The sequence below is a fragment of the Bacillus sp. V33-4 genome (genome assembly GCF_002860225.1).
Lineage (GTDB): Bacteria > Bacillota > Bacilli > Bacillales > Cytobacillaceae > Bacillus_BJ > Bacillus_BJ canaveralius.
Window position 1 is genome coordinate 32,506 of sequence record NZ_PGVC01000029.1, and the last position, 15,447, is coordinate 47,952.

13 protein-coding genes are annotated in these 15,447 nt (G+C 42.9%); 10 read left to right on the forward strand and 3 right to left on the reverse strand.

Annotation, left to right across the window (positions count from 1 at the left end):
• Nucleotides 1-197: 197 nt before the first annotated feature.
• Nucleotides 198-1,388 carry a glycosyl hydrolase family 28-related protein gene (locus CVD23_RS11335; RefSeq protein ID WP_180955638.1) on the reverse strand — a complete coding sequence of 397 codons (1,191 nt, stop codon included), beginning with the start codon at nt 1,386-1,388 and terminating at the stop codon, nt 198-200.
• Between the two features lie 516 nt (nt 1,389-1,904).
• On the opposite strand from CVD23_RS11335, the gene CVD23_RS11340 reads away from it, so the two are divergent.
• Together CVD23_RS11340 and CVD23_RS11345 are read left to right on the forward strand one after the other, a co-directional pair.
• Nucleotides 1,905-3,026 carry an acyltransferase gene (locus tag CVD23_RS11340; RefSeq protein ID WP_180955639.1) on the forward strand — a complete coding sequence of 374 codons (1,122 nt, stop codon included), beginning with the start codon at nt 1,905-1,907 and terminating at the stop codon, nt 3,024-3,026.
• Between the two features lie 379 nt (nt 3,027-3,405).
• Nucleotides 3,406-4,983, forward strand: a complete 1,578-nt coding sequence (locus CVD23_RS11345; RefSeq protein WP_101666078.1) for a DUF342 domain-containing protein — start codon at nt 3,406-3,408, stop codon at nt 4,981-4,983.
• 43 nt (nt 4,984-5,026) lie between these two features.
• Here CVD23_RS11345 and CVD23_RS11350 read toward each other — a convergent pair whose 3' ends face one another.
• A complete protein-coding gene (locus CVD23_RS11350) occupies nt 5,027-5,167 on the reverse strand; it encodes a YycC family protein (RefSeq protein WP_101666079.1) in 141 nt (46 codons plus the stop codon).
• Between the two features lie 35 nt (nt 5,168-5,202).
• Between CVD23_RS11350 and CVD23_RS11355 the strand changes: the two genes are divergently transcribed.
• The gene (locus CVD23_RS11355) at nt 5,203-5,943 is read left to right on the forward strand and encodes a glycerophosphodiester phosphodiesterase (protein ID WP_101666080.1); all 741 of its coding nucleotides are present in this window, start codon (nt 5,203-5,205) and stop codon (nt 5,941-5,943) included.
• Between the two features lie 42 nt (nt 5,944-5,985).
• On the opposite strand, the gene CVD23_RS11360 is transcribed toward CVD23_RS11355, so the two are convergent.
• The gene (locus CVD23_RS11360; protein WP_101575682.1) at nt 5,986-6,264 is read right to left on the reverse strand and encodes a DUF2627 domain-containing protein; all 279 of its coding nucleotides are present in this window, start codon (nt 6,262-6,264) and stop codon (nt 5,986-5,988) included.
• 151 nt (nt 6,265-6,415) lie between these two features.
• Between CVD23_RS11360 and CVD23_RS11365 the strand changes: the two genes are divergently transcribed.
• The 7 genes from CVD23_RS11365 to CVD23_RS11395 all read left to right on the forward strand — a co-directional run bounded on the left by CVD23_RS11365 (nt 6,416) and on the right by CVD23_RS11395 (nt 15,434).
• Entirely contained in the window at nt 6,416-8,488 is a 2,073-nt protein-coding gene (locus CVD23_RS11365) for a sigma 54-interacting transcriptional regulator (RefSeq protein ID WP_101666081.1), read from the forward strand.
• Nucleotides 8,489-8,622: 134 nt separating this feature from the next.
• The gene (yqiS, locus tag CVD23_RS11370; RefSeq protein WP_101666082.1) at nt 8,623-9,528 is read left to right on the forward strand and encodes a phosphate butyryltransferase; all 906 of its coding nucleotides are present in this window, start codon (nt 8,623-8,625) and stop codon (nt 9,526-9,528) included.
• A 30-nt stretch (nt 9,529-9,558) separates the two neighbouring features.
• Nucleotides 9,559-10,653, forward strand: coding sequence for a branched-chain amino acid dehydrogenase (bcd, locus tag CVD23_RS11375; RefSeq protein ID WP_101575685.1), 1,095 nt, complete (start codon nt 9,559-9,561; stop codon nt 10,651-10,653).
• 182 nt (nt 10,654-10,835) lie between these two features.
• The gene (gene buk, locus CVD23_RS11380) at nt 10,836-11,948 is read left to right on the forward strand and encodes a butyrate kinase (RefSeq protein WP_374702633.1); all 1,113 of its coding nucleotides are present in this window, start codon (nt 10,836-10,838) and stop codon (nt 11,946-11,948) included.
• A 13-nt stretch (nt 11,949-11,961) separates the two neighbouring features.
• The gene (gene lpdA, locus CVD23_RS11385) at nt 11,962-13,383 is read left to right on the forward strand and encodes a dihydrolipoyl dehydrogenase (protein ID WP_101666083.1); all 1,422 of its coding nucleotides are present in this window, start codon (nt 11,962-11,964) and stop codon (nt 13,381-13,383) included.
• 59 nt (nt 13,384-13,442) lie between these two features.
• A complete protein-coding gene (locus tag CVD23_RS11390; protein ID WP_101575687.1) occupies nt 13,443-14,438 on the forward strand; it encodes a thiamine pyrophosphate-dependent dehydrogenase E1 component subunit alpha in 996 nt (331 codons plus the stop codon).
• Between the two features lie 12 nt (nt 14,439-14,450).
• Nucleotides 14,451-15,434 (forward strand): alpha-ketoacid dehydrogenase subunit beta, encoded by a 984-nt coding sequence (locus tag CVD23_RS11395; protein ID WP_101666084.1) that lies wholly within the window; start codon nt 14,451-14,453, stop codon nt 15,432-15,434.
• Nucleotides 15,435-15,447: the final 13 nt, after the last annotated feature.

Here is a 15,447-nt window from a genome sequence, read left to right on the forward strand (position 1 = left end):
AATTTACAATCCAACTTCACATTATCCGATGGCCTCAACGAAAGACCAATGACATTTTCTCACTGGTCTTTCTATTTTTTTAGCCATATGGCGGCATTTAAAAAATTTACTGACTTAAAGAAAGTCAATATTTTACTTTCGCTGAATCATCAGATAGTATCCTGCTTTGTTATTATACTGCCTGAGTCCGGTAGATATTAGCGGTATTTTACATTGACGATTTTATTGTTCAATTCCTTTAACCCTGGTATGTTACTATTCGCATACACTCCATATCGGCCATTAACCAATACATTGTGCAAGATAGTGAAGTTTTTTATTGCTCGCTTTGAATTATTTGAGGTAATAGCAATTATAGACGAATGATTGTAGGATCCCTTCCCTCCATTTCTTAGATAATTTTTAATGATATGTACATCACTTGCGTTAGCTACATCAATAATTCTTGCGTAGTTCCCCACTCCAGCGATTTTGTTATGTGAGATGGTCACGTGGTTCGCATAAACGGATATAGCAGCCCACATGTCATACTCTTTCTCCTCTGAATATGTGCTATAGAAGTTATTTTGAAAAAAGCTGTTAAATATTTCATTTCCTTTGATGAGCACTCCGGGTGATTGTATCTTAATCGCTCTTTTATAAATATTTGAAAAAGAATTATTTAAGATTTGCAGGTTCACTCTTTCGTTAAAGCCCTGGATGACAATCGCATCGCCATCATCTTTTGGGCCGATTTCTTTGAAAGTTGAGTTGCTGATTTTTATATTTTTAGTTGCGGCTTGTTTCTTATAAGCTGGGCTGATTAGAATTCCTCTCGCAACAAAATGCCCCCAGCCTTTTACAGGGTTTCTGGCCATCACATTTTCGATTTTGTTATGGTCCAATACGATATTTCTAGTTCCACCTTGAATTCTAATCGCACTTACCGTTAATCGGAATAATGAGCGGTGATTTGGCTGCGTGAAATTTTTAATGATACTTTTGACAATGAATACATTGCTGGAACCTTCCTCAATAGTAATTCCCCGCAAAGATGTATTATTTCCGTCGACTGTTAGGTTGCGAATACGAATATTCGAGCCTTTAACCCTCATAACGGTTTTCAGGGCAGAAGAGGTTTTTAGTATAGCATAGCTCCCGTACATCTCTGTGTGACCCTTAATTTGTAATTCTTTCGTTATTTTATATTCACCGTCAGGAAAGTAAATGATATGGCCAGCGCCATCTTGCAACGCTTTTTGTAACGCTTTTGTATCATCGGAAACTCCATCCCCGACAGCTCCATAATCCTTTACGTTCAATAAAACCGTCTCATCTTTTGAGAAGAGGGGAAACAGGAAGAAGGATAATCCTATTATAAAAACATAAACACCGAATTTCTTAACCACTATTAATACTCCCTTTTTATAAAACAAATAAGATGAAAAATTTAACTGATTCTTTAACAGGCTTTGCTCTTTATTTTAAGGGTTAAAAATTCAAAGGCAATAACAAGGATCCAACAATATTATTACATCGGATTTTGATGAATATCTCATTACATTCAGTTGGGAGTAATTATCTATCTGTTCCCTGTACACAGCGTTGAAAGGTAATGAAATGATGAAAGAAATTCCTGTTACTAAGGCTTCTATTCCAAAACGTATGTCCCTAAAAAAATGCAGAAATGAATAATTTGGAATAAACTATGCCCTTTTAACCGAATTTTCGTTGCCAAATTGTATTAGGAAAAAATGCTTACTGACTGTTTATACTAATACAGCGTTTACATAAAAATTATATGCATCCTTTGGTCCTGTTTTGAATCCAAGACAAAAGACTAGACTTTTATAAACGTCCACATCTTTATATGTTTTTGAATTAAAATGAGGGTTGAATTTGAGAATAAGGGAGGAAGAACATCAATGTCTGCTGAATCACGGCGTCCCAGCAAAGAGGGTAAGAAATATATTTACGAGATTCATTTTTTGCGTGCATTTGCATGTCTGTCGGTTGTCGGAGTGCATGTTTCTGCTACGAACTATGGAATGACTCAAGAGACATGGACCTGGTTTACCTATTTTCTTAATCAAATCGGACGATTTGGCACCCCTATTTTCGCTGTTATTAGTGGCTTTCTGCTTTTTTATCAGGTGAAAAGAAGAGGATTTGCACTAGGCAGGTTCCTGAAAACACGTCTGTCCAAGATTATAATTCCATTTCTTATCTGGAGCCTCGCTTATCGTTATCTTCTTTACTATTACGACAATCAGGCATTAGGCGACTACGGAGCGGAAGTCAAGAAAATTTTATTGGGCGATTCCTTCTATCACCTGTATTTTGTTGCTATAGTAGTTCAATTTTATTTGATCTTTCCATTCATTCAAAAGTTATTTCGTACCCAAACTCTATTGTTGGTGTTTGCGTTTATTGCCTTATTAATCAGCTATAATCTTTATGGATTTAGTCCTGGTATAGAAGGGGCAATTGGGGAATTCCTGGCTAGTAAGTCATTTATGCCTATCTGGATTTTTTACTTTGCGTTTGGCGGATTTCTTGCCTACTTCTGGGATGAAATTGTGAACTTTGCAACGAAACGGCCGTGGCAGATGCTAGCTCTAGCATTGATCGTTTCAGCAGGTGCAGTAGTGGAATATATGGTGAATGGCTTTGTTTCCAATCGAAGACTTTCAAATCTGGCAAATATCCCGTTGCTTTGTATTGCAACAATTGGAATTTATCCGCTTCTGGCTAGATGGAACGTGATCAAAAAGCCTCTATACTTGATTGGCCAATATTCGATGGGAATTTATTTGATTCATCCAATGATCTTATATCTGTTTGCACGGCATCTTCCGGAACATTATTGGAATGCAAATTATGTCGTCTTTATGTTTATTGCAGTTATGATAATAGCGGTCGTTTTCATTCGAGTTCTGCAGTTTATCCCGCTTAGCGGCTTTATTATTCCAGTACCAAAAATCAAAAAGACGAAGAGCCTTCACCAAACAGCGGAAGGAGTTGCTGAGAAGAAACAATCTGCATAATCACATTTGATCACTGCCAAACCGCCGTAAATGAATGAATATTATTGAACAAGTTTTGAAATAAGCCGCCAAATCAGGCGGCTTTTATGCATAGTGGCTCAAAGCTAGATGCTGCAGGAAGGGAAAAGCCTATACTCTGACTATGGAACAACACTGGGGAGACCTCTAAAAAAGCGTCTTGTATTATCTGAATATTGCGTGAAAATAGAAGTATAGGTATTTGGAGGAGGAATAACGGAGATTTTCTGCAAGTTTTCACAATTATTGTGGATAAATCATGTCCAGCAAGCAATTTTTCATCAATTTTATAAACATTTTACTGCAAAATTTTCCTTTTCGTATATACTTGAAGAAAAAGCATTAGTTGGTAGGGGTTACTATGGAACTATACAGAGATGAGACCATATTACTTGAAGAAGAAAGCGGTTCCGTTTTTATAACGGTTTTTAAAAGCGGGATGACATTTGTGAAGCTGGATCGAACCTTGCAAGCGCTGCCGCAAATATCGATCACAAAATTTCTGCCTTTAAAGGATGCCTTAAGCGCCGGCTATTGTGAAAAGCTGGAGATTGGCGAAATAAAACCGCCGGTTGACCTGGAGATCTCCAGAGACAGCATGACAGTAAAGATAAGGATAAATTGTACAGAACAGCATTTAAAAGAAAATCTTAAAAGTATAAAAGCTGAAATTAGAAACATGCTCGAAGCAAGGGGAATTTGTGAAGGAATTCTTGAGCATGTTATTGACCATGAGCTGAAAGTCCAAAAAGATATTACTGTTGCGGCCGGAACCGAAGCGGTGGATGGACAAGACGCACAGCTTATCTATTTTCAGCCGTCTGAACGAAAACCATCGATTAAAGAAGATGGTAAAGCTGATTTTTTTGATATGCATTTTTTAGATGAAGTAGATAAAGGGGATTGGCTCGGGGAAAAGCATGATCCGACAGATGGACTGCCAGGGAGAACTATATTTGGAGAAATACTGCATCCGAAAAAGGGGAAAGACAGGAAACTTTTATACGATGCAAAAACAGTCATGGAATATGAAGAGGACGGAGTAATTGTTCTCCGTGCCCTTGTTAAAGGGGTTGTTGAAAAAAAGGGAAACCGGATTGCCGTTGGGGATCATTTGGTTGTTAATGGCGATGTTGGTTTAGAAACTGGAAATATTGATTTTAACGGAAATATTACGATTAAAGGGATTATTATGGAGGGTTTTTCCGTGACTGCGGATAAGGACATCTCGATTCTCGGGGCAATGGGCTTAAGCGGGGTCGAGTCTGTCACATCAAGGAACGGTGACATCTTTATTAAAGGCGGGGCCTTTGGCAAAGGAAAAACTAAGATCAGAGCGGCGAAGAACATTTTTATAAAGCATGCAAATGAGTGTACGCTTCAGGCTGGTGAAAATATTATGATCGCCTATTATTCGGTAGGCTGCTTCTTAATCGCCAAAAACGTATTGGCCCATGAGAAAAAAGGGAAGTTGATTGGCGGAGTCATCGAAGCAAAGGGGAAGGTGGTGGCAGGCATCGTCGGCAACCATCTTGAGAGGAAAACGATGATTCATGTAGAAGGATTCAACAGAGCATCAATTGAAACGGAATTGGCGGGACTGGTTCCAGAATATGATATGGCAACTCTCCATGCCGAACGTTACGCTCAGCAGATCTCATCATATGAAAGTGTGTTGGATCAGTTAAATGAACAGAAAAAAAATCAATATGCACTGACAAAGTCCAATTATGAGAAAGAGCTTGACAAGCTTAATGAATTGGATCAGAAGCGAACATCACTATTATCATTGCTGGAGACGAAGGGGGAAGGCGAAGTTACGGTGGGAGTGACCGCCTATCCTGAAACAGTGATCCAAATTAAAAGCATGATTAAAAGGATTCATTCTACTTCCCACGGCACTTTTTATGCCACGGGTAATATACTCCATCATGAGTAAAGAAAAAGATGCTGAAGTTAATTTCAGCATCTTTTTCGCTAGCCTATTTCTTGGTTCCCTTCTCGATTTCGATTAGTTTTTGCATTAAAATATGTTGTGGCAGATGCATAACTTGTTCTACAGGGATATTCAGCTTTTCGGCAATTTTAACGGCTGTTTCAGCGCTGATTTGCAGTGGTTTCATAAAATATCCTCCTATCATGAAAGGTACGTGAATGTATGACACAGATTTTTGCCCATCGCGGCTATTCGGCATTGTTTCCGGAGAATACGATGATAGCATTTGATGAAGCAGAAAAAGCCGGTGCGGACGGAATTGAAATTGACGTGCAGCTTACAAAAGACGGTGAAGCAGTGATTATCCACGATGAACGGGTTGACAGTCATACCGATGGTCAAGGACTAGTAAAGGATTTCACCTACGATGAAATCCGCAAGCTCAATGCCGCTTTTTCGCATAAAAAATTCTCCGGCATCGAACGGATTCCTGCTTTGAAAGAACTGCTGGAGTGGTTGACAACGAATCAGCTTATTTGCAACATCGAATTGAAAAACGGCCTTATTCCATATCCAGGTATGGAAGAGAAGGTGATTGAGCTTGTCCGCAGCTTCGGGCTGTCAAGCCGGATAATTATTTCTTCTTTTAATCATTATAGCATTATACATAGTTATCGGCTTGCCCCGGAAATAGAGATTGCGCCTCTTTATTCTTCAGGATTATATATGCCCTGGGTTTATGCGCAGTCGATCAGGGCTAAGGGAATTCACCCGGCACTGGTGGCCGCTCCTGATGCAATTATTAAAGAAAGCATTGAAAATGGCATCGCCGTAAGGCCATATACCGTCAATAAAGAAGCAGATATGAAACGGCTGTTTACGGCAGGGTGCTCGGCGTTTTTTACCGATGAACCTGTCAAGGCCAGTAAAATTAAAAATGAGCTACAAAAAAATAACCTTTAATAACACAGAAAAGAGCCTTGTCATGTTTAACAAAGCTCTTTCTTATTTCTTTTGATGTTGTTCGGCACCTGCTTTTATCCGGGAATTTTCATTTCGAAATCTTTGCTGGACTTTATTTCTTTTTCGGTCCCGATGTAAAATAAAACCTGCAACAAAGCCAAGTCCTGCCAGAAAAAACAGCAATCCGGCCAAAAATTGCAGCCACAAAAAAGGAAACGGCTCCTGCAAAATCCCGAATACCATATCCCTCATTAATTTTATTCCAACCGCCGCAAATACCCCGGGAATCAACATAATGATTAATGCGATTATTCTGCTCATAGACATTCCCTTCACTTCTTGCCCTCACGAAAATAATAAATCATCCACCGAATTTGTCAAGGTTAACTGTTCAAGGTAAAATGAATATGAAAAAAGTTGCAAAACTAGCCTGAAAAATATTTCTTGATTCTGCGTGAAGAAAGGAGTCCATATGCAAACTGCCATGATTGTCGGCGCGGGAAAAGGCGGTACAGCCATTTTAAAAATTTTAAAAGAAACGGCTATTCTGGATGTAAAGGCTGTAATTGATATAGATCCAGCCGCACCTGGACTTCGCTACGCAAAAGATGAAGGGATCACGACAGATTCCGATTGGAAACCGCATATTGCCGACAATATTGATGTCATTATTGAAGTGACCGGAAATGATCAAGTGTTTACAGCGCTCCGTGATGCCCGCGGCAAGCAAGCGGTATTGATTCCCGGCAGTGTGGCCTTCTTGCTGTCAAGCCTGCTCGAAGAAAAAGAAGAACTTGTTGAGACATTCCGCAATGAAACGTATAAGCACGATCTTATTTTTAATTCTACTGAAGATGGCATGGTTGTGATCAATACCGACGAAAATGTTATTCTTTTTAACAAAAGTGCTGAGAAAATTACTGGAGTCAGCCGTGAATTCGCCCTTGGCAGGCATATCCATGAAGTGATTGCCGCCAGTGAGCTGCCGGGGGTTTTACATACGAGAAGAATTGAAGCAAACCGGAAGCTTCTCTTAAAAAACGGTGCAAAAATTATCGCGACGCGTATTCCGATAATCGATGAAAAAGAGCAGCTAATCGGCGCGTTTTCTGTTTTTCAGGATATTACCGAAGTCGTGAACCTCGCTGAAGAAATAACGAATTTAAAAGAGATTCAGACGATGCTCGAGGCAATCATTCATTCCAGTGATGATGCCATATCTGTTGTCGATGAAGCGGGCAGGGGCATACTCATTAATCCGGCTTATACAAGGATAACCGGACTGACCGTGGATGAGGTAATCGGACAGCCTGCGACCGCAGATATTTCTGAAGGCGAAAGCATCCATATGAAAGTTCTGCAAACCCGCCGAGCTATCAGGGGTGCTGCGATGCGGGTCGGTCCGAACAGGAAGGAAGTCGTTGTCAACGTAGCCCCGATTATTGTAAACGGAAAACTGAAAGGGAGCGTCGGTGTTATTCACGATGTGTCCGAAATCCTAAGTTTGAATCGCGAGTTGAATCGGGCCAGGCAAATCATCCGGACGCTTGAGGCAAAATATTCTTTTGAGGATATCATTGGTAAGTCTGATGAAATGCAGCTGGCTATAGATCAGGCAAAGCTCGGTGCAAAAACACCTGCCACTGTTCTGTTGCGCGGGGAGTCAGGAACGGGGAAGGAACTGTTTGCCCATGCCATCCATAACGCCAGTGATCGGAAGTATAACAAGTTTATTCGCGTAAATTGTGCGGCGTTATCGGAATCCTTGCTTGAAAGTGAACTGTTCGGTTACGAAGAGGGTGCCTTTTCAGGTGCGAAGCGGGGAGGTAAAAGAGGGTTTTTTGAGGAAGCGAATAATGGCAGTATTTTTCTCGATGAAATCGGTGAGCTATCGGGAAATACCCAGGCAAAGCTATTAAGGGTTTTGCAAGAGAAGGAGATCACGCGGGTAGGAGGCACAAAGTCGATTCCGATCAATGTAAGAATAATCGCCGCAACAAATGTAAATTTGGAAAAAGGCATTGCGAACGGAACTTTTCGGGAAGACTTATACTACCGCCTGAACCGGATGCCGATTCATATTCCGCCATTAAGGCGGAGGAAGGGCGATATTCCTTCTTTATGCGAGCGGCTGATTCATAAAATCAATCAGGATTACGGACGAAATGTAGAATCGATTTCCGCTGACGCGATGAACTATTTAATGAGCTATGATTGGCCCGGAAATGTCAGGGAGCTTGAAAACATTCTCGGTCGGGCGATCATTTTCATGTATTATACAGAACAAGAAATAGACACGAACCATTTGCCGGAGTTAAAGGGAAAGTTCAATGAAACAAGTGATCTCCCTGTCTTAAAACACTCGTTTCAACAGGCAGGTTCTTTAAACGAACGAATGGAGCAATATGAAAAGAAACTGATTGAACAAGCATTGGAGCAGGCCAATGGCAATAAAACGCTGGCGGCAAAGGTGCTCGGAATATCCGTAAGGAATTTGTATTACAAGCTGGAGCGGCATCAACTTGCAATAGATAGCATGCAATAAATTTCATACTATGAAATTTTTTTCACGCTTTATTATAGTGAATAAAACGTTTTCATCAGTTTTTTAAGTTGGCATATTTCTTGCATAGATATGTGTAAGTTAATAGCTTTAGGATTGAAGGGATTGAGAAATGTATGGAGCTGGATTCACTTCTCAGAAAGGCAACCGAAATTGAAAATCAAACGGTCGCAGTTGCTGCGGCAGAAGATGAAGAAGCGATTGAAGCGGTTGTCGGTGCAATTGAACGTAATCTCGCCAATTTCCTGTTATTTGGGGATAAAGAAGAGATTGTGTCGATTTTCGATAAAATAGACCCCGGCGCAATGAAAAATAGTAAAATAAAGATCATTCATGCACGCTCCAAAGCAATTGCCGCCGAGAATGCGGTGAAAGCCGTAAAGCTTAATGAAGCAAATGTATTAATGAAAGGCGATGTGCCGACAGCAACAATCCTCAAAGCGGTTTTGAACAAGGAATATGGTTTGAGGACGGGAGGTGTTCTCTCTCATGTAGCTGTCTTTGAAGTGCCGGGATATGAACGGTTTACGATTATTACTGATACCGGAATGAATATCGCGCCTGATCTTCAGCAAAAAGCAGAAATCATCAAAAATGCCGTTGCAATCGCGAGGCAAATCGGGATTGACACACCAAAGGTTGCTCCGCTTGCTGCGGTAGAGACGGTTAATCCTGCCATGCAAGCGACACTGGATGCGGCTGCTTTAACCGCGATGAACAAGCGGGGCCAAATTGGTGGCTGCGTTGTTGACGGGCCACTGGCTTTGGATAACGCCGTTTCCGTGTTTGCGGCAGAGCACAAAGGCATAAGCGGGCAGGTTGCCGGACAAGCCGATATTTTGTTAGTCCCGACAATTGAGGCGGGAAATATCCTATACAAATCGCTTATTTATTTTGCAAAAGCAAAAGTCGGTGCTGTGATTGCGGGCGCCAAAGCTCCAATTGTTTTAACCTCAAGAACTGATTCAGCTGAAAGCAAGCTTTATTCTCTTGCTCTCGCTCTCTGTTCTGCTTCTAAATAGACTTTTTGACATGATGGGGAGGAAGTATTAATGGAAATCTTCAAGTACTTAGAACAATATGATTACGAGCAAGTAGTATTCTGCCAGGATAAGCAATCCGGGTTAAAAGCAATCATTGCGATCCACGATACAACGTTAGGCCCTGCTTTAGGCGGAACACGGATGTGGACATATGATTCAGAGGAAGCGGCGATCGAGGATGCACTCCGCCTTGCCCGCGGCATGACCTATAAAAATGCAGCTGCAGGGCTAAACCTTGGCGGCGGGAAAACGGTTATTATCGGTGATCCCCGTAAAGATAAAAATGAAGAAATGTTCCGGGCGTTTGGCCGCTATATTCAGGGCCTAAATGGACGCTACATTACAGCTGAGGATGTGGGCACAACCGTTGCCGACATGGACTTGATTCATGAAGAAACGGATTATGTTACGGGAATTTCGCCTGCTTTTGGCTCTTCAGGGAATCCTTCACCGGTTACGGCTTACGGCGTCTACCGCGGAATGAAGGCAGCTGCTAAAGAAGCTTTCGGGACGGATTCTTTGGAGGGGAAAGTCGTCGCTGTCCAGGGAGTAGGAAATGTTGCCTATACTCTGTGTCGCCACCTCCATGAAGAAGGCGCCCAATTAATTGTTACTGATATTAATAAAGAAGCAGTTCAGCGTGCCGTTGAGGAATTCGGCGCCAGAGCGGTTGATATTAACGATATTTACAGTGTGGAATGCGATATTTATGCTCCCTGCGCTTTAGGTGCAGTAATCAATGATGAAACGATCCCGAAAATTAAAGCAAAAGTGATTGCCGGGGCAGCTAATAATCAACTAAAAGACACACGCCACGGTGATATCATCCACGAAATGGGAATTGTTTATGCGCCTGATTATGTTATTAATGCCGGCGGCGTGATAAATGTTGCTGATGAGCTTTACGGATATAACCATGAAAGAGCCATGAAAAAAGTTGAAATGATCTATAACAATATCGAAAAAGTCATCGAAATTGCGAAACGGGATGGAATTCCAACGTATAAAGCAGCGGATCGTATGGCGGAAGAACGCATCAGCAGAATGCAAAACTCCCGCAGCCAATTCCTGCAAAACGGCCATCACATCCTGAGCCGCAGGTAGTACGAAAAGCGGAAGCGCCCGCGGAGACAATTTTTTGAAGCTTGGCCAGTCTCGGCCATTTAAGAAGAAGGGGATTGAACGCTGAATATTCATTTCAGCGTCTTTCCCTTTTTGAGGATACACCTTAAATAAGAATAAGAGTATTCACAGAAGCTGCTTATTCTTATTAATTGGAGGTTTAGATGTTGCCAGAAAAGGAATATCGAATTCTCGTAATCAACCCGGGATCGACGTCAACGAAGATTGGTGTTTTCGATAATGAAATATCTGTTTTCGAAAAAACGATTCGCCATGAAGCAGACGTGATTAATCTATACGATAGCACGATTGATCAATATCAATTTCGCAAAAATACAATCTTGGAAACACTTGACATCGAGGGAATTAACATTTCGAAGCTCACTGCAGTTTGCGGGCGCGGGGGCTTGCTTCGGCCGATTGAGGGTGGTACATATGCTGTAAACGAACAGATGCTTTCCGATTTAAGAGCAGGGTATGCAGGGCAGCATGCCTCAAATTTAGGCGGTATTCTCGCTTTTGAAATCGCGAGCGGGCTCAATATTCCCTCCTATATTGTCGATCCAGTAGTCGTCGATGAACTAGAGCCGATCGCGCGTATTTCAGGTATGCCTTTAATTGAAAGAAAAAGCATTTTTCATGCGCTTAACCAGAAAGCAGTTGCCCGCCGAGTAGCCAAAGAATTGGGAAGAACATACGGAACTTTGAATTTAGTTGTTACCCATATGGGCGGCGGCATTACTGTCGGTGTCCATAAACAGGGAAAGGTCATCGATGTTAACAACGGGCTCCATGGAGACGGGCCGTTCAGTCCTGAACGGGCCGGGACGGTTCCGGCGGGAGATTTAGTGGCACTTTGCTATTCAGGTGATTTTTATCGTGAGGAAATGATGAAAAAACTAATCGGCCAGGGGGGGCTTGTTGGTTATCTTGGAACTAACGATGCAGTCAAAGTGGAGAAAATGATTGAAAAAGGCAATAATCAAGCAGAGCTGGTATACTCGGCAATGGCCTACCAGGTCGCTAAAGAAATCGGCGCAGCGAGCGCAGTCCTTGCCGGAAAAGTCGATGCGATTATTTTAACTGGCGGTCTTGCTTATGGCAGAGGCTTTGTAAAACAAATCAGTGACAGAATCAACTGGATCGCAGATGTCATCGTCCATCCCGGTGAAAATGAACTTCAAGCATTAGCTGAAGGAGCATTGCGTGTACTTCGCGGTGAAGAGGATGTAAAGGCATACCCTGGCGCCACAAAAAATAAGGCGAGCGTCCAATAAGGAGGAGAGAATCTTGACTCAAGAATACGATTTAGTTATTCTCGGCGGCGGAACGGGTGGTTATGTAGCAGCGATCCGCGCTTCCCAACTGGGATTGAAAACGGCAATAGTTGAAAAAGGGAAATTGGGTGGTACATGCCTGCATAAAGGATGTATCCCAAGCAAGGCTTTACTCAGGAGTGCAGAGGTTTTTGCGACAGCTAAACGCGGGGAAGAATTCGGTGTCATGACCAGCGAAGTAACCATCAATTTTGCAAAGGTTCAAGATCGAAAAGACAAAATCGTCGATACTCTCCATAAAGGTGTCCAGCAGCTTATGAAAAAAGGGAAAATAGATGTGTATGAAGGGCTTGGCCGGATTTTGGGACCGTCGATCTTTTCACCAATGCCTGGAACGATTTCGGTTGAAATGAATAACGGCAGTGAAAATGAAATGCTCATTCCCAAGAACGTGATTGTTGCGACCGGTTCCCGCCCTCGAACACTGCCGGGACTGGAAGCTGACGGCAATTTGCTGCTAACCTCTGATGAAGCACTTGTCATGGAGTCGCTTCCCGAATCAATCATCATTGTCGGCGGCGGCGTGATCGGAATTGAATGGGCTTCCATGCTTTCCGACTTTGGGACGGAAGTAACGGTGATTGAATATGCAGATCGGATTATTCCAACGGAAGATAAAGAAATCTCAAAAGAAATGCAGCGTTTGATGAAGAAAAAGGGCGTTCGGATTGTTACAAGTGCGAAAGTTCTTCCTGAAACGATGCAACAAGGTGAAAACGTCACGATTTCCGCAGAAGTGAAAGGCGAGCAAAAAGAATTCACTGCAGCCAAACTGCTTGTTTCAGTCGGCCGTCAGTCAAATGTAGAAGGAATCGGCTTGGAGAATACAGATATTCAATTGGAAAATGGTTTTATCTCGGTAAACGAACATTTCCAAACAAAGGAGTCCCATATATACGCAATCGGAGATGTAATCGGCGGCCTCCAGCTAGCCCATGTAGCGTCACATGAAGGTATTATTGCTGTTGAGCATATCGCCGGCGAAAATCCTGTCCCGATCGATTATAGCCTCATCTCTAAATGTATTTACAGTACTCCGGAGGTTGCAAGTGTTGGTTATACAGAGGACGAAGCAAAAGAAAAAGGACGTACTGTCAAAGTCGGTAAATTCTCGTTTCGGGCAATCGGCAAGGCATTAGTGTTTGGTGAAGCTGACGGATTTGTCAAAATTGTTGCTGATCAAGAAACAAACGACATTCTAGGCGTTCATATGATCGGCCCCCATGTTACGGATATGATTTCCGAAGCGGGTCTCGCCCGTGTCCTTGTTGCAACACCGTGGGAGATCGGCCATACGATTCATCCACACCCGACCCTTTCCGAAGCAATCGGTGAAGCCGCGCTTGCTGTGGATGGCAAAGCCATTCATGGCTGATAATAGTTGGCTTTTGTTTTATGAAATTCATTTACATATAAATTTCAGGAGGTAAAAAAATGGCTGAAAATCGTCATAAAGACTTAGGCTTAAGCGATGAGAAAGTATTGGAAATGTATGAAACGATGCTTTTAGCACGCCGAACCGACGAGCGTATGTGGCTTCTGAACCGTGCGGGGAAAATACCATTCGTCATTTCGTGCCAGGGCCAGGAGGCAGCCCAAGTAGGAGCTGCATTTGCTCTTGATCGCGACAAGGACTATGTTCTGCCATATTACCGCGATATGGGCGTCGTGTTAACGTTCGGCATGACCGCAAAAGAACTGATGCTGTCAGGGTTTGCGAAAGCGGAAGATCCAAACTCAGGCGGCAGGCAAATGCCAGGACATTTCGGGCAGAGGAAAAACCGAATTGTGACCGGCTCCTCTCCGGTCACAACCCAAGTTCCCCATGCTGTTGGTGTGGCGCTGGCCGGGAGGATGTCAGGAGAAGATCTTGTCACCTTTGTCACCTTTGGAGAAGGATCGTCTAATCAGGGAGATTTCCATGAAGGCGCGAACTTTGCAGGGGTTCATAAGCTCCCTGTTATCTTTATGTGCGAGAATAACAAGTATGCTATTTCCGTACCGATTGAAAAGCAGCTCGCTTGCGAAAATGTTTCTGATCGGGCTATCGGTTACGGTATGCCGGGAGTTACCGTTGATGGAAATGATCCGCTTGAAGTTTACAAGGTTGTAAAACAAGCGGCGGACCGGGGACGCCGCGGTGAAGGTCCTACTCTTGTTGAAACAATTTCCTATCGCCTTACGCCGCACTCTTCCGATGATGATGATCGCAGCTACCGGGCTCCCGATGAAGTGGCTGAAGCAAAATCAAAAGACCCGATCATCACTTTCGGTGCTTATTTAAAAGAAACAGGCGTTTTGACTGACGAGCTTGAACTGGAAATCAATGACCGGGTGATGAAGCTCGTAAATGAAGCGACCGACTATGCTGAAAATGCACCATATCCAGAGCCGGAAGACGCTTTACGATATGTTTATGCTGAGAAGTAAGGGGGAACGAACATGGCAGTAATTTCTTATATTGATGCAATTACAATGGCAATGCGTGAAGAGATGGAGCGGGATTCGAAAGTATTTGTCCTTGGTGAAGACGTTGGGAAAAAAGGCGGTGTTTTTAAGGCGACCCAGGGGCTTTATGATCAATTTGGCGAACAGCGTGTCATTGACACTCCCCTCGCAGAATCGGCGATTGCCGGGGTCGGAATTGGTGCAGCGATGTATGGCATGAGGCCGGTTGCGGAAATGCAATTCGCTGATTTTATTATGCCTGCTGTCAATCAAATCATTTCCGAAGCAGCGAAAATTCGTTATCGTTCCAACAATGATTGGAGCTGCCCAATTGTTATACGTGCTCCTTATGGTGGCGGCGTCCATGGTGCACTCTACCATTCGCAATCAGTTGAAGCTGTGTTTGCGAACCAGCCTGGGCTCAAAATTGTCATGCCTTCCACTCCATATGATGTGAAGGGTTTGCTGAAAGCAGCGATCCGCGACGAAGATCCGGTCCTATTCTTTGAGCATAAGCGTGCCTATCGCTTAATTAAAGGAGAAGTACCGGCGGAAGATTACACTTTACCGATCGGTAAAGCAGATGTGAAGCGTGAAGGTGAAGATATTACCGTGATCACTTATGGCTTATGTGTTCATTTTGCCCTTCAGGCTGCGGAAAGGCTCGCGAAAGACGGCATTTCTGCCCATATTTTAGACTTAAGAACCGTCTATCCATTAGATAAAGAAGCAATCATCGAAGCTGCTTCAAAAACAGGGAAAGTATTGTTGTTAACAGAGGACAACAAAGAAGGAAGCATCATTAGTGAAGTATCCGCAATTATTGCTGAAAATTGTTTGTTTGACCTTGATGCCCCGATTATGCGATTGGCAGGTCCTGATGTTCCGGCGATGCCGTATTCTCCAACAATGGAAAAATACTTTATGGTCAACCCTGATAAAGTTGAAAAAACAATGCGTGAGCTGGCAGAATACTAAAGCAGTCAATGTG

Excerpts from the sequence above, each read along its gene's own strand:
- CVD23_RS11390 (WP_101575687.1), top strand. The coding sequence starts at position 13,443 with ATGGCTGAAAATCGTCATAAAGACTTAGGCTTAAGCGATGAGAAAGTA.
- CVD23_RS11355 (WP_101666080.1), top strand. The coding sequence starts at position 5,203 with ATGACACAGATTTTTGCCCATCGCGGCTATTCGGCATTGTTTCCGGAG.
- bcd (WP_101575685.1), top strand. The coding sequence starts at position 9,559 with ATGGAAATCTTCAAGTACTTAGAACAATATGATTACGAGCAAGTAGTA.
- CVD23_RS11360 (WP_101575682.1), bottom strand. The coding sequence starts at position 6,264 with ATGAGCAGAATAATCGCATTAATCATTATGTTGATTCCCGGGGTATTT.
- CVD23_RS11345 (WP_101666078.1), top strand. The coding sequence starts at position 3,406 with ATGGAACTATACAGAGATGAGACCATATTACTTGAAGAAGAAAGCGGT.
- CVD23_RS11395 (WP_101666084.1), top strand. The coding sequence starts at position 14,451 with ATGGCAGTAATTTCTTATATTGATGCAATTACAATGGCAATGCGTGAA.
- CVD23_RS11340 (WP_180955639.1), top strand. The coding sequence starts at position 1,905 with ATGTCTGCTGAATCACGGCGTCCCAGCAAAGAGGGTAAGAAATATATT.
- buk (WP_374702633.1), top strand. The coding sequence starts at position 10,836 with ATGTTGCCAGAAAAGGAATATCGAATTCTCGTAATCAACCCGGGATCG.
- CVD23_RS11350 (WP_101666079.1), bottom strand. The coding sequence starts at position 5,167 with ATGAAACCACTGCAAATCAGCGCTGAAACAGCCGTTAAAATTGCCGAA.
- yqiS (WP_101666082.1), top strand. The coding sequence starts at position 8,623 with ATGGAGCTGGATTCACTTCTCAGAAAGGCAACCGAAATTGAAAATCAA.
- CVD23_RS11365 (WP_101666081.1), top strand. The coding sequence starts at position 6,416 with ATGCAAACTGCCATGATTGTCGGCGCGGGAAAAGGCGGTACAGCCATT.